The following is a 21,005-nucleotide window of genomic DNA, read 5'->3' on the forward strand; positions in this document are numbered from 1 at the left end:
GCTGGTATCCCTTTTGCACAGACAATTTACACCCTTCTTTTCGAATCTTCCCTTCGTTTACTATACGTCCATTCACAAATCCTTCGGCCTCCTTTATAAAACAGAGATTTGGCGAAACATTTCTCTTTTTCCGGCAGCAGCTGCCGCCGCACTTGCAGCTATATGGCTAATCAGCACCGCGCCCCATATTCCATTCAATCCCAGACCCAGATAATTAAAAAACCACGCAAGAGGCATTCTGACAATCATATAATAAAAGACCATCAGCAGCATACTTTTGATTGGCTTTCCCAAACCATTCAATGTTCCGAGAAAACAATTCGTAACAGTATTTAAGACATAGCCTACGCTCACAATCATAAAATACCCGGCTACAATCTCGGCGATTTCTCCATTCTTCAGGAATAATCCAGACAATGGTTTTGAAAATCCCACAACGATCGCAGAGAGTACAGTCAAAAGGACAATTCCTATTTTCATAGAATATTTCAGATAATCCTTCTCCCTGTCGCTTCTTTTGGCTCCGGCACACTGCCCAATAATATTAGTCAATACCATATTCAGGGCCATTGCAGGATAGAAAAGTATAATCTCTAATTTTCCGGTAATCCCATAAGCTGCAATCGCAGTGATACCGGTCCAGCTGACCAGTGAAGTCAAAAAACCGGTGCTGACTGCCGGTATGCTCTGCTGAAAAACGGAAGGAACTGCTTTGGCGATAATCTCACCAACCATACGTTTCTCAAATTTTGCAGCTCGAAAACGAAAGACCTTCTTTCGCGCAATATAGACCAGCATAAACAGCAGACAAATACTTTGCGACAGCAAAGTGGCAATAGCCGCTCCCCTAAACCCGATGCTCTTTATAAAGATGGGGTCTAAAACTGCATTCAACACCGTGCACACGAGCATTGCCGCCATCTGGAAAACTGCATTTCCAAAACTGCGGAGCACTGCCGTAAAGTAACAATACAAGTATACGGTCACATATCCCAAAAGATAGATAAACAGATAGTCCTTCGCCATCTCCCAGGTCTCATCCGGTGTATTCAAAACACGTAACAGCCAAGGCAGCGACAGCTCCAAGAGCAAGGTTACAGACACGGAAAACACCACCGCTACAACCAAAGACGTGGAGATCACTCTCTCCACAGCCCCCTCATCCTTAGCTCCGATCGCCTGGGACACCAAAATTGCCACTCCATTTGTCGCTCCCATTGCTATGGAATTCAATATCAGAATAATCGGTGTGGAACTGGTCAGCGCCGCGTATGCGTTTTCTCCCAGCAAATTTCCTATCCATAAGCTGTCAACCACGTTATAAGCCATATTCAAAAACAACGCCGCCATAACCGGCAAAAACATAAACCAAAAACATTTTGGGGTACTTCCATTTACAAAATCCATTTTCATGTTCATTATCATTGCCTCCATATGAATGAATTTCATTCATTATTAGATTTAAACTTATCCCCGTTTTAAACGGGGATTTTTATCACGTGACGATTTAAAAGGGGAATACATCTCTAAGCCAAATTCAGCATTCTAAGCAGAAATTCCTTGATCTTTATAACTCGCTCCCCGCCGCTTATTGACTGGTCTAACAATATACCCAATTGACCATATACACAGAAGGACGCAGCTACGTGAGTGTCCATAGGTTCAATCTCCTTTTTCTCGACCGCTCTATCCAAAAGTTGTTCTATGACTGGAAGCATCTTTTCGCATATTTTCATCGACAGCTGTTGATGTGTCTTCGCTCCTTCTTCTCCGTGACAGACTTTATAATAAAAATTATCGTCCTTTTCCACATCGAGAAAAGTAGGCATTTCACAGATCATCTGTTTTAAAGAATATTCTGATTCCAACATTCCCCTTGTCAGCTGAGCAGCCTGCATCTTTGCATACTGGTCCAAAGCCGAGTCAAAAATCATTTCTTTCGACGAAAAGTAACGGTAACACAGCCCCTGCGCCACTCCCATTTCCCTTGCAATATCTGTGATAGAAGTCTTTTCATACCCCTTCTCATAAAACAGCTTCATAGCCGTGTCCAAAATTTCCTGCCGACGCACCTCTGGTTCCTTAGTGATTCGCGACATAGGTATCCCTCCTCTCTGAGCTCACAAAAACTATAACATAACGTACTGCTTTTGTCAATGAATAATATTCATTCACTTTTGCTTATGTAATAATCCACGTAGCCTACAGTGACCAGGTAAAATTCAAACCGTCCGAAATCACGGACTTTTGATTATCCACATAAAAATACTTTCGGCCCCTCCTCACCGAAGACTATCTCTGCTCTATTCCACAGATTTTTCGCCGGCGGGGAGCGACTTCCATAGTTTTCAATTTACACAAATATCTGTAAAAACTCCTTTATTTTCTTTGGAGTACGGCCTGTGATTCGGGTATTCATGAACATTTCCTTTTCGTTGTGTGCCGCGCGCAAAATTTTTTTTCTTTTTTCCAGGTATCCATTGCTTATGTAATAATTACATGTGACAAAGGCCCTGTCACTTTCCAGTAGGATTTGAATTACATGCAAAACCTTTTCAATATTTCTCGACAATGCCTTAAATGAATCCACATAAAAGGCATCTTGCTTTCCACCCACAACCTCTCTTATCGTTTCTTCCAGATATTCATCAAATTCCAGTGTAAACCCATCGCATATCACTTTTTGTATCTTTGGCTCTGTCCGCATCTCTTCCTCAGTCAAAACCCTTTTTTTCTCTTCTTGAATTTTATCAAATCCCCACTCACTTTCCTCTAGCAAGGCAATTTTAGACAATACAGTCCAAGCCAACGGATACTTACATTTGGCAGCTTCATAGACATCCTCATATACCGTGTTTTGTGCCTCCTGTATCAGTGCACGCAGTTCACAGTCAGAAAAGTATCTGATGGCCTCTGCTGTCAATTCTCTTATCTTTTTATCCGACAGCGGCTCTGGCATCTTAAAATCCTTACAGTTCACACTGGCTGCAACTTCCAGCATACTGTTTCTAATTCCTGCAACCACCAATTCTCTGATTCCTTTTTCCGCATAAGGCTCATAAAACAGTGCTTCCTCCTTCGTTGTAAACAAAATCGTCTCCCTGTACTCTTCTTCCTCCCATCTGGCCAGCAGACTGCACAACCTATTTTTTATATCCTCTGCAATCCTTTGGCGAAATCGAAACCTCACCTCTTCTAATCCTTCATTCAGCAAACTATCCAAATATTTCTGAATCATCATACATTATCTCCTCCCAACAGATTTCTTTCAGAGCCGTCTGTACACAAGTACTGCACTTTGGTCTATACTTCGTATTCTCCATCCGCATTCCAGAAAGATTTTAGCCTTTTCGCTCTCTTGCTCCCAGCTCATAAGGCAGACTGCCAGACTGCAGTTTGACGCTGGAATCCCTTCCTTCACAAAGTCAAAGGCTTTCAGGAACATTTTAAGATTTTCCAAATGCTCTGCCTCAATATTTTGAATATATAAGATTGATGACTCATAAGCTGCTTCTTCTGGAAGATCCAATTCTTTTAAAATTTCTGGTTTTATCCCCTCCCTCATATTTGCCACAGTTATATAAGTACTGATCATATCCCCAGACATACTGTCACATAATTCCGCTGCAGACGTGTAGCCGTTTTCTTCCATTTCCATCATAAATTCCGACTCCGAAGGTATCACAATTCCGCCATCTAGCCTCACGGCCTCTGCCTCTCCTGTCTCATTTCCTTCCTCATCGTAATCTACACTGGACATCGATGCTGAAAATCCCCATATATACATCCCGTCTTCATCATAAAGATCATTAGACGTGTGAATTTCCAAATTATTCTCTCTCATCATTTTTATTGTGTCTTCATATTTCCTAACTTCTTCTTCCAGCATAATTTTTCCTCCTTTTAGATAATATATTTTTTCCTTATTGGGCACAAACATTAAACTCTGCTGCCATTCCTCCGCCTCTACTTCCGGCTGGGATATCAATGCCAGTTCTAGTTTCTCTCTTTCTTTTATCCCCATCCGCAATTTTTCATACACTTTTCCATATTTGTTCAACAGCACCGCCTGGAACATTGCTCTTTCTCTCTCACTCCGCATAATGTGAAGCTCGCAGCACTGATCTAAAAATGGATATTCCTCCAACAAAGCATCCGAAAGATACTGCCAGCTATAAGTCACCGGTTCATATCCCCTCTGAGGCCTGTCCGCCAGTTCAGGAATCAACCAGTCTCTTCCCATTTTCACAGCACTGCGCAATTTTCCCCGGCGAATCCATTGTCTGACCGCAGTGACCGTCACGTCATATTTTTCTGCATACTGCTCCACCGTAAGATAAGCACATTTCACTTGCGCGAGAACCATACTGTTTGAGCTTTCCATGGAGACAAGTCCCTGCTCCTCATCAAATTCCGCCTTATCACAATGCTGTAACTCAAGTACAATTCCATCCCCTTTCCACATGTACTGATAAAACCAATCTACCGATTCAATCTCAGGGAACCTCAGCTCTTCTACACACCTGGAAAATTTCTTCAGTATCTCTAAAATTACCTTCCTCTTATTCTCTGACCAGCCCTCTTCCTGTGTCTCTTCACAATGTACTATATAGTTTCTTAATGAATCCATCACATCTGATTTGGAGATCATATACTGATTCATATAATTAATTTTAGAATAGTAATCCATATCCTTCTCACTTTCTGTATTGTTTCAATACAATTATTATATATAATAAAATACATTTTGTAAATACATAAAACAACAAAATTTTCAAAAGCCAAAACAGGCAAGCTCACTTCTTCCTCTCAATCTTAAGAGACACCGTTCACTTTACTGTATAAGCTCCCGGACAGCGTCTGGGCGTCTGGTAAGCTCGCCTGTCGAGACGCACAAACATTGGACGAGGCAACAGGTATAAGCCGCCGGTGTACGCGCCGGAGCGCGAATGCCTGTTAGGAGTGCGGGAGTGCGATGCGCGAAGTAACCCGCAGCTTATACTTTTGGAAGGTTCCGCCGATAGGCAGCATGAGAGTTTGTGCACTGAACACAGCCGCCTACAACTACTGCAGCTTAACGATCTTCGTCGCTATTTTCCCACAAAATTTTAGATCATGTTCCACAAAAAGCATCGTCGGTCGGTATTCTAGCAACAGCTTTTCAATCTGAATTCTCGAAAACACATCCATGTAATTCAAAGGCTCGTCCCAGATATATAAATGGGCTGGGGTAAGCAAACTCCTTGCAAGCAGTACCTTCTTTTTTTGTCCTTCCGACAGCTCTTCCATGTTTTTAAAAAATTGAACCCTCTCAAAATCAAGCTGCCGCAGCACCGTAAAAAACAAATTCTGGCTCAGATCATACTCTCTACAAAAAGCAATCATACTCCCCTTTAAGTTCTCCGTACTCTGAGGAACATAAGATATCACAAGTCCTGCTGCAGTTTCACACACGCCACTCTCCCAGATAGTACCATCTGTGTCTCCCAGCCCTGCTTTCTGCATTACCATACGAAGCAGTGTCGATTTGCCGCACCCATTTTTCCCGCAGAGAGCAATTCGTTCCCCTCTGTTGATCTCAAATGTCAAGTTTTCAAAAAGCGGCTTTTCGGAACCAACATATTTCAAGCCGTAAGCCTTTGCATTTACGATCGTATTCTTATGGTGCAAAAGAGGTTCCAGCTTTAAGTCCACAGAAGATTCCAGATCGTTCAGCAAGCCTTTTTTCTGTTCAATTTCCCGATTCAATCTCTTCTCTGTCTGTTTTGCTCTGCTTTGCAGCTTTTTAGTTTTTGAGCCGATATAAGCCCTTGTACACAAAAAGCGGTCATGTTCCTTTACAGGGTCAAAACCGATTTTTGTACTTTCATTTTTATCTGCCCACTCTGCAGTTCGTCTCGCTGCCTGCCTTAATTTCTTTATCTCCCTTAAATGCTTTTCATTTTCTGTCACAGCAAACTGGTCTTTGCGCCGCTTATTTTCCCACCAGCTAGAAAAATTCCCGCTCTGCACCTCAATTGTTTTCCTGTTCAGCACTAAAACATGGTCGATACAAGCATCCAATAAGTCCCTGTCATGGGACACGAGAATGAATCCCCTTTTCGAAGTCAAATACTTTTTAACACTTTCTCTGGCATTTTGGTCCAGATGATTCGTCGGTTCATCTATTAATAAAAAATCATTTTCACCTGAAAACAAAACAGCTAAAAGAATTTTGGCCTGCTCACCTGGGCTTAAACTCTCATAAGCTCGGTAAAGAATATCCGCTTCTTCACCTAATTCATCCAGTTCACAGATTACCCGCCAGGTCTCACAGCCTGGCTTTAGTGCCTCAATAAATTCCACAGCAGCCAAACTTCTCTGCTCATCCTCTATCCGATATGGAAAATAATCGAACTTTATATTTGTGCTGATCGCTCCTTTGTACAGGTACTTTCCCAGCAGCAGATGCATAAAGGTGGTCTTCCCTTTGCCATTGCGGCCTACAAATCCCAATTTCCAATTCGTATCAATGGAAAATGAAACATTTTCAAATATATTGTCAAAACTTCCTTCGTAACAAAATGTAAGGTTATTCACGCTAATTTGTGACATACTCATTCCTCCCCTTTAGGAAAACACATCCGGCTTATCACGTAAATTCTCATGCCGCCTGTCAACGGCACCTCCAATAAGTATAAGCTGCAGATTGCTCCGTGCATCGCACTCCCGCAATCCTGACAGGTATTCGCACTTCGTCGTACACGCCTGCGTGCTCATACCTGTTACCCCGTCCAATGTCTGTACGTCTCGGCAAGCAAGTTTACCAGCCGCTGTCCGGAAGCTTATACAGTAAAAAAAATAGAAACCATTTGTTGCCAAACAGTTTCCTTACATACCATACCCACAGCGTAAAAAATCCACACTACTTATCATTATATTTTGCGCACAAAAAAGAGAGGTTATGAGAACATAATCCACTTTTGGCAACATGATAAAGCGGTCCACGTAATGATACGCTCACCGCAACGAATTCATGTAATCAAAAGTAAATTATCTTCTCATCTTTTCACCTCTCTCACCAATATACCATTTATACTAATACCTGCACTTCCCTTTGTCAAGTAGCCATGCGCTGGCTGTAAAATTGATGGGAAAGTTGTAGACGCTGTCTTGATTCGTATATTGATCTCCTTCAATATTTCCAGAGTGTTTTTTCTCTTGGATTTACCCTCTAAGAGTCTCTAAAAAGATATGATTCAACGTTTCCCAATCATCATTTCGATCCTTGGGAAGTTCCTCAGCAGCCTCCTGCTGCCGCACAAGTTCCTCAGCGATAAATTTTTGAATTTCAGGATTCTGGGGATTATATTTCTTTTCATCGGAAATCATTTTCACCCTCTGCACACTCTCAATCGCCGCTCTCAGCCGTTCCGGCAAGTCCTGTTTCATCAACTCCTCAAACAAAATCGGGGCCGGACAACGATTTTCCTCTATATATCTGACTGCCAGGAGAGGGCGGATGGCATAAAAATACTTTTTATATCTTACCATGTCGTCCTGAAGATACTGCATATAAGTGTTTTTCGCAGTCCCCAAATATTGATGTACCGCTGTTTTCACAGAAAAATAATGCTGCGCCGTCTCGTAAATCTTTTTCCACGCTTCACTAGTACGATATACAATCGGAGAGGCTGCCCACTCAAACAATGTGACATTTCCTCTTTGAAACTGTATCAAAGCTTTCTTCAAATCCCATCCGTTGATATCCAATACCTCATCCAGCTGCCACTCGATGACATCCCGGACTCCTTCCAAGCGCAGATACGCTTCCTGCGGACGGACATAAACAAACCTCACATCATAATCACTGTCTGGCGAAGCAAAGCCCCATGCCCGGCTTCCCGATTCAACCGCATAAAGAATCCTAACTTGCTCTTTTTGTTCAATCTCTTCTAATTTTTCTTCAATTTCTTTTTCCACATCTCTCAATTCACCTACACCTCCAATGCCTTTCTGTTCACATATTCTACAAAAGCTTCCACCTTTTCCATATCCGGTTCCTCCGGAAGCGCACTTTCTTTCGACGCCCGCTCCATTCGCTGTTCATAATCCGACAAAATATCAAAATACTCCGGCAAAAAACCACCGTCTTCCTTCCGAAAACCACCGTTTCTTATTTTCAGGAGCAGCCCCTGTTCCTTCGTCCGCCTGGTGCAGATCTCTCCCTTTTCCAGAATATCAATGGCCATCATAAACAGGCGTATCGTATGCATGGCGTGTTTATTCAGGTGATTGTCATCCTTTTTGCCGCGTTTTCCTATCTTATCATAACTGCTCACCACACTGCGCATGACACCCCACATATTTTCATAGTCCCTTAAAGGCAGGTGTCGGTAATTAGCGTCCACGAAAATTTCCGTCTCAAACTGCGGATTTTCTGCCCGATCTATGTACAACCTGATGCTGCCTTTATCAAAGGAAGCAAAATGCCTGTGAAACTCTTCCAGAGAATTCTGAACTGAGTTTAAAATATGTTGTTCCCGCTGTGCCTGAGGCATAGAATCTCTGGCAATGGCATTTTGAAGACGGCGAATCTGCGCCTGGGCGTATCCTCCGAAAGATTTTGCCGCCCTTTTTGTCAAAAACAAAGAGCGGTTGTCAAGAAGTTCCTGCCCTAACTCAGAGAGAATCACATATCCCTCTTTCTCAAGTCCCAGAATTTCACAGGTATTGGGATTGCACTCCAAAAGCAGACGAATCATCTTGTTAAAGGAATAAATCACCGTATCCGTTTTTCTGTCCTCATACTGTTCAAACTTAGTAAGCCCCAGAAGATCCGACGGTAAATTCAACGTAATTCCCCGAAAATCAATATCACTGTTCTCATAATCCGTCCCATAAGCATAACTTCCGCCCACTCCCAGAAGCATAATTCTGTTTCCCAGCCTGGGATGTTCCTTTAGAAACTTGTATTCTTCTGTATCCAATAGCTTTTTGAAATCCTTCAACTTATACACCCCCATCTCATTTAACTCTCCGTCTGCTGCTATTTGCCCGATTATTCTATCCACTTCCGGCAGGAAACCACCTTCTTCTGGCTAAGCCGCCATCGCATTGGCATTGATCCCATCAATCACCCGCCTTATCCCCATCCAAACATTCAGGTCAGTGAAAATATCCACAATACTGCCTTGGTCTGTGAATGGGGACTCCTATAGCACTGAAAAATCTTTCATCAGGCCGTTATGCACAATGTACTCAACGATTTGATTCACAAAGTAAGTCTACCTGCACCATGATCTCTGGTATGTTTGCCACTGTGGATATAGCACTTACCTTTTTCAATAAGTCACTGTGGTCTTTTCCATATTTCCTTCCAATCAAATATGCCAATTTAATCCCGTACATTAGGGTATCAAGCCGGACCGCACTTGCCTCATCCGGAAGAATGAGCGGTGCCAATTCTTCCCTTACAAGCAGCGTGTCCTCATAGCTGAGTGTCTGATAATTCGACTGTTGCGAATACAGATCTACATATTTTAAATGCTGACGGACTGCAAAATTTCCCCGATTCAATTCCTGCACTTTTCCACTCATATGCTGTATCAATGCATTTCGGTAGGCAATCAATCGTTCCGTCTGATGTTCCATATCCTGCAGTTTGTAAGCGATCTGAAATTCCAGATTAAAGACTGCTCCCTGCAGTGCCATCATATTGGCTGTCACCTTTCCTTTATTCATATGGAAAATTCAAAATTGCCGCAGAAATCAAAAATGTAGAATTTCTGCTTATCCTCTCCATCCAACAAACCAGGGCACAAGTGGGTACCGCGTCCAATCATCTGCCAAAATTTTGCCTTGCTCATAACCTTCTTGAAAAAGACAAGATTTAAGACTTCCGGCACATCAATTCCCGTATCCAGCATACCTACGGAAATGGCAATCTGCGGGAGTTTGTTGGATTCGGAAAATTCATCAATGGCAATCTGTACATCGGTCATATAATGATCAATGACTTTCGCATATCCCGGAAGATTGCGATATTCCTTTCCAAAGATCTCTAAAATATTTTCCGTATGGTCATGATTTTTGGCAAAAATACTAGCCTTTCCTAAAGTTTCACCGTAGTTAATCCGAATTCCGTCTGTCATAAGAATTATACAACACCTTCTTGATGGTGTCCTCATTAAAAAACCAGGAATCCAAGCAGAAGATTTTATTTTTTCCCGGAAGTTTCCGTCCTTTTTTAATGTAGCTTCCTACGTTTCCCTGTCTCCCTCTGACAGTTCATCATACACAATTCTCTGCTCGATAAATTTCAAAGAAGATTCAACCGAGAGGAAATCTACCAGATAGCCGTCTTTGACCGCCTGTGCCAGTTCATACCCATAGGTCGGCACGCCATTTCCAACTCAAAAATATTGTAGGTATTCTTATCAATCTCATCCTTAGGCGTCGCTGTCAACCCTACCAGTGGAGCATCATCCACAGAATACATCCATTTGATAGCAAACTCTATGGTCCAACGACAGTTAATCACACTAGTTTCCATATCTATATGTAGTATTCTCTCCGCTGAAATAGCCACATCCGCAAAAGAATCAAACTGCAATCCTCTTTTTAAGAAATCACCTCAATTCTTTTCGTATTTGATGGTTTGAAAATGGTTTAACACTCTTTTCGTATATATTATTTCAAAGAAAACAATAAATTTCCAGCTAAATATTCGCTGTATCAGCAAATAAGACTGTCACATATTCCTTCAGCTATTTCCAATGTTTCAGTGTCGGTAATAATTTTTCCATATACGTCCGCACTTGTTCTGACGACCAATTCTCATCAGCCATATGCTCTGAACAGTAAGAAATTAAATCTTCTTTGTTGGAATAACGAAACTTTCCCTCATGGTAACACCACTTACAGTAATCTTCATTAAACATACCATTTTCTTCTTTACTGGTAATCGAGTCATCAAGGGGCATTCCGCAGCATTGGCAGATCAATTTTCTTGGTGAACCCAAAAGTGTGTTTATAGAAACATCAAATAGTTTTGACAACAATTTTAATGTCTCTATGTTGGGAATCGTTTCTCCAGTCTCCCACCGAGATACCGCTTGTCTCGTTACATATACTTTTTCTGCGAGTTCATCTTGAGACAATCCATATTCTTTTCTGAGCTCAGAGATTACTTCCTTCGTTTTCATATTTCGTCCACCTCCAAAAATACAATAACATTTTCAGCACGGATTACCAAGCAACTCGCAGTTGCTATGCTCACAAAAGCTGTACTACACTGTGCCGCCAGGCTGTTTTAGGTCCTGTGGTGTTTCTCTGAATTTTTCCGCCAGTTTCCAAAATTCTGGTCTTTTCCGCAGGAAATCAAACGTCTCATCTTTTTCTATGGCTGTGAGCAGGGCATCCTTAATCCGTGTTCTCATCATTGTGGAGTCTGCCTCCTTTTGCTCAGCATCTGACTCCTTTCGCTTCACATGCGCAAACAAGATCGAATCTTCCAGCTTATAGGGTTTTTCCAATGCTTTCAGCATTTTCTCCAATATTTCCAGGCATCGGTCGGCATCCTGTTCTTCCACTGCGACAGAGAATGCCACTGTATACGCACTGTAATCCCACTGAAAGATTCTCATAACGTTCTCACCATACTCTGCTAGTTTCCCGGCACGCTCTCTGTCTCCCTCCCAAACAGCCACTGTCGCCAGGCTGTTTAAGAGTAAAAATACCTCTTGAATGGAAGAATTTAACTTCTTCTCCAACAGTTCCGCAGCTTCTTCACTCTTTTTCTGTTTCATGAGCATGGAAATCCGCAGCTGCCTTTTATCCAAGCCATCATATTCCGGCAGCAAGTCAATCATTTTCTGTGCTTTTTCATAGTTCTCTTCCTGAATCCACCGAGAAGCCAGCACATACCGAGCACGGTTCACATAGATCGGATCGTCACACGTCTCCACCCGCTCATATAATTCAATCGCATAGGCATTGCTCTTTCGTATCTGCTCCTCTGTACACGGCAGTACGATCGGAAGTCCTATTAGCACGGACGCCATCTGATACAATAATCTGGCACAACACGGATACTCTCTCACTTTTTCCTGAATTAGACGAAATGCCTCTTCTATCCCTTCACTTTGAGCGGCCTTTGTGATCTGTGTGGTGTATTCCACCACATTTTCTTCCGTCAAATCCTCTTGAAAACACAGAAGCGTATTGATATCCGTTCTCAACAGCCGGGCCAACGGCGCGAGCAGCGATATATCCGGGCAAGTCGTCCCATTCTCCCACTTATTGACCGCCGGCGTGGATACCCCAAGACGTTCGGCAACCTGTTCCTGTGTCAGTCCACACTCTCTACGTTTTCTGCGAATCACATCCTTCATCTGCATAACGTTCTCTCCTTATCTTTTATTCCGAAGGCCTTCGTATGCTGAAACCGCCCTCCTGCTATGAGACATGTACGGTTATATACGGTAAAAAACCTTTTCTATTAACAGCCTCAGAATGCGCGAAAGTGTTTGTTTCAGCTGCTTTCATTATAGCAAGGGAACGCCTGCGTGACGATTGAACAGTTTTTAAATTACGAGGGAGGTTTTTTAACCGTCGGTTAATAAGTCGTGATTCACCAGAATTTTACATAAGATTTCATTCTGATGCTTACCAGTTCTGTATTTTTTACTGCTCTTCATATATTGCAACATAGCAACCGTTTTACTTAAACAACTCTCCAAGGTCATCTTATTCTTCGAGCTTGCCTGAATAATTTATTTCACAAAAATGGACTTGATTTACGAAAATATGGCCCTGTTAATCCAACGCTGTACGATTTCTGTTTTCGTACTGCTGTTGGTAAATATACTCATCGGCATATGGATGGTGGGAGGTGCTATCCCATCCCTCATTTACTATGGACTTGCCTTTCTATCACCATCCTTTATTGTACCATTCACTTTTCTTCTATGCGTCATCATGTCACTTTTCACAGGCACTTCTTTTGGAAGCATTGCCACCATGGGCGTGGCTCTGTACGGCGTTGGCATCAGCATCGGTGTCCCTGCTCCTCTGATCGTTGGAGCAATCGTCTCCGGAGCTTTTTTTGGTGACAAGATGTCCCCTATGTCAGATACAACAAATCTGGCAGCCGCCACCACCGGCACTCCCCTTTACTCCCATGTACATTCCATGCTTTACACCACCCTTCCGGCAGCCATTTTAAGCCTGATTTTATACACTTTTCTTGGAATCCAACACACTGATAGTACCTATAGCTCCGCTACTGTCAATCGAATTATGACGGTTCTTTCAAAATCATTTGATATTCAAATCATTTGTATCATTCCTTTACTGCTGCTGTTGATTCTGTCCTTTTTAAAACTTCACGTTATGATCGCCATGAGTGTAACTCTCATTGTAAGTATACTTTTCGCCGTCGTCATCCAGGATGTCCCTTTCTCTTTGTTCGAAAGCTGCGTCGTATCCGGCTATTTGTCCCACTCTGGCTATTTCCTTGTAGATGAAATTCTGTCAAGAGGTGGCATAGCAGCAAGTGTGAGCAGTATTTCTATTGTGTATTTCTCCGCTGCCATGGGCGGCGCACTGCAGGCGTGCAGGATTCTCGATGTCTTTAAGGACACTTTACTTCGTCTGATTCATTCTGGCACCAGCTTGGTATTATCTACCCTTGCTTTTTGTTATTTGATGGTCTGTATTACCGGCAACCAAATGCTTGGAATCGTCATCCCTGGAATTGCACTTACTCCTCTGTATGACAGATTGCATATCAGCAGGTGGGTTCTATCTCGGTCCCTAGAGGACGCCTCTACAATCGGCGTGCCCTTGATCCCCTGGTCAGCGGCCTTTGCCTTTATCAGCAGTACCCTAGATGCAGATATGTCATATATCCCATATGCTTTCCTCTGTTACCTAGTACCTATGTTTTCAGTTCTTTATGCAGTGACAGGTCTTGCTGTCTGGCATACGGAAAACAAAGTAGACAAGCCCACCTAAACTCTCTCCCATCAATTTTGAAGGGCGCATCTAATTGATAAAAATATAAATCAGTACTATACACTGTACAGCCAGCAATGCCGGTACACCTATGGCAAATTTGGACTTTCTGGTTTTGTGATGAAATATCCGCATACCAAGCAAAGCCCCCAGGGAACCTCCCACAAAAGCCAGAAGGAGCAGAACTCGCTCCGGAATACGCCAGGCTCCGTGCCTGGCTTTCCACTTATCCATGCCGTAGAAGAAGCAGGCGATGATGTTTACTGCCAAAAGATAATAAAACAAGTATTCCATAGCTTCACCTCTTTAAGCCCCCATCTTTCCATACAACCACCTTGTCCAACTCTTTTCGCGGTCTGGGCTTCGGTGCTTCGTTGGGGTAGCCAAAGCTCACCGCAGCCAAAAGTTCCCCTTCGGTGCCAAGCCACTGGCAAAGCTCTTCATAGGCAAAAAATATATCGTAGATCCAAAGACTGCCGATTCCCTTATGCTCCGCTGCCAGCAGCATATTCTGAATGGCCGCACTCACTGACTGGATATTGCACACCTCAAATATCCGCTCCTCCTCATTCATAGAAGAGAACAGCCCCTTTCCAAGAGAATTCAGCACAAAGACGCTGACCGGGGCCTGCTCCATAATCTGAGCTGTATATTTTGCCCCGCTAAGAAACTGCTGGCTTTCGGGCAGAAGTGCTTCCCGCTTTTCCTCCCTCTCAATCCCTCTGCGAAACGCTTCCAGCATCCCCTCTTTTTCCTTCCCCATAACGATTACGAATTTCCAAGGCTGCCGGTTTTTCGCGGAGGGTGCTTTGATTCCGCTTTCCAGAATATACTGGATGTCCTCCATTGGTATTTCCTGATCTGAAAATTTCCTGATGCTCCGTCTCGTTTCTATTTCTCTTAACATTCCGTATCCTCCTCTGACTTTATTAACTAATTATACGTTTCCCCCTTATGAATGGCAAGCATAGGGATGTACACATCTGTCGGGAAGTCATTTACGGCGATAAGATACTCAAAGATATTCATCCTGCTTTCTTCTCCTGAACGGCATGATACACATATGATAGGTGATTATTCCAAGGCTCTTTGAGCCACCTGTCCGGACATTTAGGGATCTTCCGCACTGTAATATTCAATAAAGGGCACGTACAGAATGAAAGAGGTACCGGACACGATTGAATCCACAAACAGAAAGCTTTTTATGGTCCTAACATTTCATCACCTTTACAAGGTTTCTAACGTCTTCTGCTGCATCTCCCAGACAAAAAAAGGCCCTAAAGAATGACTCCTTTAAGGTCTGATTTCACTCCTATTTCTCTAACACTTTTTGTGTCTGTCATTTACCTCTAAGATAACGGATTTCATCAAAAATACACAATCGAAAGTTGGCAAATGACATCTGATTATCACTACCCTATAACCATAATAAAAGTAAAATATTTATCTATTTTTGTATATTTTTGTTATAAAAGCAAAGGACAGACGTTACCTGCCCCTATGCTTCTCTTTCCTTTTTTGCTGTTTTAATTCAAATTGCCGCTGTTTCTCCGCCTCCCGTTGTTCCCGGCTCACAGTCTTACGCTTAGTTTTTAACTGCTCCCGCTGCAATTTTAAAGCCTGCTGTGACCTTGTACCTATTCCAATGTTCTGTACCTGTTTTCGTACTTGTCTCTGTATCCGTTTCGGATTACGCCCAGCCTCCTTTACATCAGTTGCCACAGCTGGACTAAATCTTAACTGATAATAATTTTTCAAGACAAAATCACATACCTCGTAGTCTTTCGGTTCCGCACCAAACGTAACCTTGCATACAGAGAGCTTTCCCTCCGATGTGCATTCAAAAATGCCGACCCAAAAAGGTTCCTCAAAAAATACTGTCAACCTGCCTGATACTTTGTCCATGACAATTCCTCCTTAAATGCTTGTAATGAACAAAGAACGGACGACCCTAAGGAGGGAGGGTTACTTACACCGAACGGTGCGGCCGGGCTACCTACCGGCTCTGTAAAAGATTATCTCTTACGTTGCGTTTTTATCTTTGCCCCTTGATTTTACCACTTACTCTAATATTTATCTATATCAATTGAGAGCGCAGCATATAAATCATTTTCAAATATACCTACTCTTTTTTGTTAAGCTTATCTTTCTTCTAAACTATATATTTCTAATATTTTTTTGTTTTCATACTATTTGAGATATGCTACACTATGAAAAACAGAATGGCATTTTATAAGGAGAAGTTTATGGAATATTCTATACGGAAAATGACAGTATCAGAATATCCAATGTTGAATGATTTTCTATACGAAGCTATTTTTATTCCAGACGGAATCGAACCACCACCTAGAAATATTATTACTTCTCCCGAATTGCAGATTTATGTTGATCGTTTCGGAGAATTAAAAGATGATTTTGCATTAGTTGCAGAAGTAGAGAAAAAAGTCGTCGGTGCTGTCTGGGTACGCATTATGAACGATTACGGGCATATTGATGATAAAACTCCCTCCCTTGCAATTTCCCTATACAAAGAATATCGAGGACAAGGGATAGGAACCGATATGATGAAAGAAATGTTGTCTTTGTTGAAAGCACATGGTTACAAACGTGTTTCCCTTTCCGTTCAAAAGACTAATTATGCGGTTGAAATGTATCGAAAAATCGGTTTTGATATTGTACGGGGAAACGAAGAAGAATGGATTATGCTATGGCAGGAGGGCAAACATTGATATACTATAATAAACGCATACACAACACTATCAGTGCCGTCCTGAGCATTTGATTCTCAATAGGACGGGTACCAGTCGGACAAACGGTATATATTTGTTTTAGCGTGTGCCGCCATTCCTGTTTGTAGAAATGCACCAGCGGTAATATGAAAAATTTTCAGAGGATAAATACTTTGAGTAGAAAATCAATTGGCCCGCTTACAGCAATAGCATTGATGAGGGCTTCTCTAACGGCAAAGCACTTATTCAAAATATAACCGATATAGAAATTGCTATCCATAAATATCTAAATTTAAAATTTGAAAAAGAAAATCTATTTATTCAATAAACAGATCTCAAAAAGACATCACATTAACATCACAGATTGAAAAAAATCCCGAGACCCCTTTATTTTCAAGGGTTCTCGGGATTTGCTAATTATTCGAACTCCTCGGCGGATAGATTGAACTGGCTGTATCTCTCTAAATTTTAGTGATTTTATTATCCGTATTCTTCAAAAAATACTCTCATATTTATGCCAGTCCAAATTTTTAGAGCCAAAATAGAGCCAGACAAAACGGTTATTCTCTCTTGTTTACCTTATCTACATGGTGCAAGCACCATGTAATTATACCGCCAAGTAAATATGCAACTACTTTTGTTATACGACAACTTTAGCGTCATAAAATATTATTGTAATTTTTCATATATCAGATTTATAATCTCTTGATTTCGATTCGAAGACAGTTTTCTCTTTACATTAGTTAAATTTTCTTCATATCCTCCCTTATCTATAATATTCCTTAAAACAGTTTTTTCACAATCCGCAAACTTCACAGTAACAAGATCAAATAATTCCTCTCCTGTAGTTTTCGTAATCACTCCCTCACCCAAACGCTTATGCCTTATATTCTGACCTACATTAATTGTCTTTTGCTCCCTGTTTCCTTCATACTGTTCAATCATATAATCTACAAATGATTTAAGAACATAAATATAATCATCAAAATCAAGTACCGACAAATGTTTATTATGCGTTCCAAGCTGCTTCCATTCGATTCCATACCGTCCCATAATCTGGGCAAGCTCCCGCTTTTCTGATTCTATCCACTGATTCCATTCCGTTGCTCCCCTCGTACCGCTCTTAAAGCCCTGTTCTCCCAATGCTCCCTCTAAGGAAACTCGGGTATCAAGACCACGCTTGCTGTTACAAACAGCAGGAACAAAATCTACATGAACGTGAGGCGTTTCCTCATCCATGTGTAGATGAGCAGAAAATGCATGAAGATATGGATTCCGTTTCTGAAAATTTTTCATATATTCAATCAGGATCTCCTTTGCAAGTCCCCCCTCCTCACTTTTTGCATTCATATCATCCCTATTTCCAATTTGAAAAACTGCTTTATGAAATAGCTTATCCTGCTTGCCCCGCCGGATTTTTTCGTAATAATTATCAATCTTCCTGTCATTTCGTTTCTGCTTCGCATTATACCGCTCCAAAGCTTCATCAAATAATTCGAGATAAACTTCTTCAATCTCTGCATGGCAAAACTGCACATTGTAAATACTTCGTTCCACATCCACATTTTTCGCACTAAAGGCTCTTGTATTATGAGATTAATAGAACCCTTTCCCTTCATACCGCTAATTGTTGTCTCCAAGCTTTATCCTTTCTCCCTGTTTAGGGGTAATCAGTGCCGGATACGGCACATAGCTTTATTACTTTCGTCGAAAGTAGTGCAAAAGCACTTTTGACAGCCGTTCCGTCCATCAAAAGCTGCCATTGCGTCCTGCCGGAGGCTTCCAGCCGCTTTGCTTCCACTGCCATAGCTTTTCGGATAGCCGATAGCACATTTTCTATCGTATATTCATCCCATCCAGCAAGCCCTATCAATATTCTTTCTTCATCAGCAGTCAATCCTACCTCTCCGAAGATTTCATTTAGGCCAGCGATTTTCCGGGCTTCACTTTCATAAAAATATTTATTTACATTCCGAGCTCTCCACTCTGGTTGCTTTATCATAAACATCCTCCTCTACTGAATTTGCAAGACCGCAACAACGCAATGTCTATACTTTTTGCAACCTTGCAGATACCAAGTTCGCAAATTTCATATACTTTGTATTGTTGCGTTGTTACTTTATTCTAATTTGATTTATCCAACTCCCAATACCAACTATTATTTATCCGCCTCGCTCTGATATTTAATTTCTTTTTGGCATTTTCCAATGTCCGTCTGGATATTCCCTGTTCCTCCGCAAGACTAAAAATCTCGTTACTTTGCATGATATTGTTTGTTTCTTCCAGTTCCATATCACTGTCTAAGCCTCGCCCTTTGACAGCTTTGCCGCTATATTCAATACCAGTGTTGTCTTTCCATCTCCCGGATCGCCCTGCACAATCGTCAGTTTTCCATATGAGATAAACGGATACCACAGCCATGTTACTACTTGCGACTGTATCTCCGACATTTTAATCATCTGTAATTCTGTTCTGGTTTCTTCCATAATGTCCTCCATTTTTTGAAATTCTCATCGTCTGTGGAAGCAATCTCTGCTATACTTAACTTGCGAATATTGATAACAGAAGTTTTCCGGTTATCACAGCCCTAACAGTTGCCGCTGTCGGGGCTTTTTTCATTTCCATCCTGCCATAAATATTTTGCACCGTCTAACATCCAAAGAATTGCTTTAAGCATATCCAGACATTCATTTCTCATATCTTGCAAGTACTCTGAGGATAATGGGACCTCTGTCTGTTCAAACTGTTCTGTTACTTCTCTGATATTTGTCTGCATGATTTTTACTTCTTCTACCAGCTGATAAATCAGTTCTTTCCTGCCAACCACGCACACCCTGTTATAAATACAGGAGCGTACAAAATAATCCTTTTTTGACATTCCGCTTACTAAAATCTTCACCTCAATTTCTTCCCTTTCTCTGGGAGAAATACGAAAGCTGATTGTTGGGTATTTATGAACTCCGCTCATTCTCGTCCTCCTTGTTTTTTCTATTTCCAGCTTATCTGCAAGTTCCCCCTGCTTGTTTGGATATAAGTGAGAGTAAGTGTTTAATGTTATTTCGATTTTCTCATGTCCCAGCCTTTCTGCAATTGCAAGTGGTGTAAACCCCAATTCCACAAGCAGAGAAGCATGTGAATGACGTAAGCCATGCAGGCGTATCCTTTTTACACCAGAAGCCTTAATACCTCTGATAATTTCATGTTCCATATAGGACTTTGTGAAACGGAACATTCTTTCATCTGCCATAATTCCATATAAATGTGAAATATACTCCCGCAATTCTTCTGCCAGAAAAGACGGAATCGTCACAATTCGTTTACTTTTAGGCGTCTTAGGTGGTGTAATAATGTCCCTCCCATCCAGACTCTGATATGATTTATTGATTGAAATTGTCCGCTTTTCTAAATCAATATCTTTATACGTCAATGCCAGTAATTCTCCTATTCTCATGCCTTCCAGTAGAGAAGCAAAAATGCCATTTTCGTTTCCGGCTTATCCTCAACGGTTGCAAGGAACTGCTTAAATTCCTGCTTTGTCCAAAACTCTCTTTCTCCGGCATGGCTCTTCCCAATACTCCCGGCTTTCCTACAATGATTGTACTTTAAGTCATAATACCGAACTGCATAATTGAAAATTGCAGCCAGTTAATTATTAACCGTTTTCAGATAAGTTTGTGAATATCCCTTTTTCATCAACGCATTTTGCCATGCACGAACATCCGAAGTTTTGATTTCACTCATATTCTTTTTTTAAAATAAGAAATGATTTTCAAATCAATGATAAATTTCTTTGTCCGCATGGTATTTTCACGCAAGCAATGTTCCATATCTTCATAATAAATTTGAACAAAGTTCTCAAAATTGATGTTCAAATCTTTCTGCTGTTGTTGCAAAAAATCTCTTTTTCACTGCTCGGCATCTGATTTTGTTTTGAAACCTCTTTTGTTATTCTTGCGGCTCACACCTTGCCAGTCCTTATAATAAAATTGACAACACCACATTTTTCCATCTCTTGTTGCTGCCATAAACTCTATCTCCTTTCCTACACGGTTACGGTCAAGCCGTAAAACTTTTCTTTAAAATATTTTGTTGGAACTTTGCCGCAGATTGTTCGATAGCCTTTCACTTTTAATTCTTCATTCAACCCTCGGATAATCTTGTAGGCATATCCGGTTGATACCCCCAGCATTTCTGCCGCTTCTTCTGCTGTCACATACATCTTCTTTGATTTCTCCATACATTGTCCTCCTTTTCCTTATAGGTACTTTTGTGCCTTCC

The 21,005-nt window shown here is 41.5% G+C and carries 17 protein-coding genes and 5 pseudogenes; 3 read left to right on the forward strand and 19 right to left on the reverse strand.

Going from position 1 to position 21,005, the window contains the following annotated elements:
• Nucleotides 1-93: 93 nt before the first annotated feature.
• The 10 genes and pseudogenes from BLHYD_RS16450 to BLHYD_RS16495 form a co-directional block, all read right to left on the reverse strand.
• Nucleotides 94-1,419 carry an MATE family efflux transporter gene (locus BLHYD_RS16450; RefSeq protein ID WP_260784604.1) on the reverse strand — a complete coding sequence of 442 codons (1,326 nt, stop codon included), beginning with the start codon at nt 1,417-1,419 and terminating at the stop codon, nt 94-96.
• Nucleotides 1,420-1,526: 107 nt separating this feature from the next.
• Nucleotides 1,527-2,099, reverse strand: coding sequence for a TetR/AcrR family transcriptional regulator (locus tag BLHYD_RS16455; RefSeq protein WP_005953607.1), 573 nt, complete (start codon nt 2,097-2,099; stop codon nt 1,527-1,529).
• A gap of 254 nt (nt 2,100-2,353) precedes the next feature.
• Nucleotides 2,354-3,241 carry a hypothetical protein gene (locus BLHYD_RS16460; protein ID WP_005951998.1) on the reverse strand — a complete coding sequence of 296 codons (888 nt, stop codon included), beginning with the start codon at nt 3,239-3,241 and terminating at the stop codon, nt 2,354-2,356.
• 27 nt (nt 3,242-3,268) lie between these two features.
• Nucleotides 3,269-4,690 carry a helix-turn-helix domain-containing protein gene (locus tag BLHYD_RS16465; protein ID WP_005952000.1) on the reverse strand — a complete coding sequence of 474 codons (1,422 nt, stop codon included), beginning with the start codon at nt 4,688-4,690 and terminating at the stop codon, nt 3,269-3,271.
• A gap of 374 nt (nt 4,691-5,064) precedes the next feature.
• Nucleotides 5,065-6,594: a ribosomal protection-like ABC-F family protein gene (gene abc-f, locus BLHYD_RS16470; protein WP_021844660.1), complete on the reverse strand. Its 1,530-nt coding sequence runs from the start codon at nt 6,592-6,594 to the stop codon at nt 5,065-5,067.
• Nucleotides 6,595-7,206: 612 nt separating this feature from the next.
• Nucleotides 7,207-7,962 (reverse strand): nucleotidyltransferase domain-containing protein, encoded by a 756-nt coding sequence (locus tag BLHYD_RS16475; RefSeq protein ID WP_005952006.1) that lies wholly within the window; start codon nt 7,960-7,962, stop codon nt 7,207-7,209.
• Between the two features lie 14 nt (nt 7,963-7,976).
• Complete coding sequence (locus BLHYD_RS16480) at nt 7,977-9,005, reverse strand: nucleotidyltransferase domain-containing protein (RefSeq protein WP_040350898.1); 1,029 nt, start codon at nt 9,003-9,005, stop codon at nt 7,977-7,979.
• A 253-nt stretch (nt 9,006-9,258) separates the two neighbouring features.
• Nucleotides 9,259-10,480, reverse strand: a pseudogene (locus tag BLHYD_RS17460) (DEAD/DEAH box helicase family protein); the annotation flags it as partial.
• Nucleotides 10,481-10,748: 268 nt separating this feature from the next.
• Entirely contained in the window at nt 10,749-11,186 is a 438-nt protein-coding gene (locus BLHYD_RS16490) for a zinc ribbon domain-containing protein (RefSeq protein ID WP_005952017.1), read from the reverse strand.
• Between the two features lie 84 nt (nt 11,187-11,270).
• Nucleotides 11,271-12,380 (reverse strand): helix-turn-helix transcriptional regulator, encoded by a 1,110-nt coding sequence (locus BLHYD_RS16495; RefSeq protein ID WP_005952019.1) that lies wholly within the window; start codon nt 12,378-12,380, stop codon nt 11,271-11,273.
• Between the two features lie 484 nt (nt 12,381-12,864).
• On the opposite strand from BLHYD_RS16495, the pseudogene BLHYD_RS17580 reads away from it, so the two are divergent.
• Nucleotides 12,865-13,062, forward strand: a pseudogene (locus tag BLHYD_RS17580) (Na+/H+ antiporter NhaC); the annotation flags it as partial.
• A gap of 45 nt (nt 13,063-13,107) precedes the next feature.
• Nucleotides 13,108-13,998 (forward strand): Na+/H+ antiporter NhaC family protein, encoded by an 891-nt coding sequence (locus tag BLHYD_RS16505; protein ID WP_260784610.1) that lies wholly within the window; start codon nt 13,108-13,110, stop codon nt 13,996-13,998.
• Between the two features lie 30 nt (nt 13,999-14,028).
• Here BLHYD_RS16505 and BLHYD_RS16510 read toward each other — a convergent pair whose 3' ends face one another.
• The 3 genes from BLHYD_RS16510 to BLHYD_RS16520 form a co-directional block, all read right to left on the reverse strand.
• On the reverse strand, nt 14,029-14,292 hold the full coding sequence (locus BLHYD_RS16510) for a DUF1294 domain-containing protein (protein WP_005952022.1): 264 nt from the start codon (nt 14,290-14,292) through the stop codon (nt 14,029-14,031).
• Nucleotides 14,293-14,296: 4 nt separating this feature from the next.
• Nucleotides 14,297-14,905 carry a nitroreductase family protein gene (locus BLHYD_RS16515; RefSeq protein WP_005952023.1) on the reverse strand — a complete coding sequence of 203 codons (609 nt, stop codon included), beginning with the start codon at nt 14,903-14,905 and terminating at the stop codon, nt 14,297-14,299.
• 581 nt (nt 14,906-15,486) lie between these two features.
• Nucleotides 15,487-15,903 carry a YjdF family protein gene (locus BLHYD_RS16520; protein ID WP_005952025.1) on the reverse strand — a complete coding sequence of 139 codons (417 nt, stop codon included), beginning with the start codon at nt 15,901-15,903 and terminating at the stop codon, nt 15,487-15,489.
• A 341-nt stretch (nt 15,904-16,244) separates the two neighbouring features.
• Between BLHYD_RS16520 and BLHYD_RS16525 the strand changes: the two genes are divergently transcribed.
• Nucleotides 16,245-16,727, forward strand: coding sequence for a GNAT family N-acetyltransferase (locus tag BLHYD_RS16525; protein WP_040350899.1), 483 nt, complete (start codon nt 16,245-16,247; stop codon nt 16,725-16,727).
• Nucleotides 16,728-17,708: 981 nt separating this feature from the next.
• On the opposite strand, the pseudogene BLHYD_RS17465 reads toward BLHYD_RS16525, so the two are convergent.
• From BLHYD_RS17465 to BLHYD_RS16555, 6 genes and pseudogenes are all read right to left on the reverse strand, one after another.
• Nucleotides 17,709-18,346, reverse strand: a pseudogene (locus BLHYD_RS17465) (plasmid recombination protein); the annotation flags it as partial.
• Between the two features lie 41 nt (nt 18,347-18,387).
• Complete coding sequence (locus BLHYD_RS16535; protein ID WP_021844646.1) at nt 18,388-18,729, reverse strand: hypothetical protein; 342 nt, start codon at nt 18,727-18,729, stop codon at nt 18,388-18,390.
• A gap of 286 nt (nt 18,730-19,015) precedes the next feature.
• A pseudogene (locus BLHYD_RS16540) lies at nt 19,016-19,213 on the reverse strand (AAA family ATPase); the annotation flags it as partial.
• Between the two features lie 101 nt (nt 19,214-19,314).
• Nucleotides 19,315-19,695 carry a plasmid mobilization protein gene (locus BLHYD_RS17470; RefSeq protein WP_040350949.1) on the reverse strand — a complete coding sequence of 127 codons (381 nt, stop codon included), beginning with the start codon at nt 19,693-19,695 and terminating at the stop codon, nt 19,315-19,317.
• 18 nt (nt 19,696-19,713) lie between these two features.
• Nucleotides 19,714-20,752: pseudogene (locus tag BLHYD_RS17475) on the reverse strand (tyrosine-type recombinase/integrase); the annotation flags it as partial.
• A 17-nt stretch (nt 20,753-20,769) separates the two neighbouring features.
• Nucleotides 20,770-20,964, reverse strand: a complete 195-nt coding sequence (locus BLHYD_RS16555; RefSeq protein ID WP_005952047.1) for a hypothetical protein — start codon at nt 20,962-20,964, stop codon at nt 20,770-20,772.
• Nucleotides 20,965-21,005 lie beyond the last annotated feature (41 nt).

The organism is Blautia hydrogenotrophica DSM 10507 (assembly GCF_034356035.1).
In the GTDB taxonomy this organism is placed as follows: domain Bacteria; phylum Bacillota; class Clostridia; order Lachnospirales; family Lachnospiraceae; genus Blautia_A; species Blautia_A hydrogenotrophica.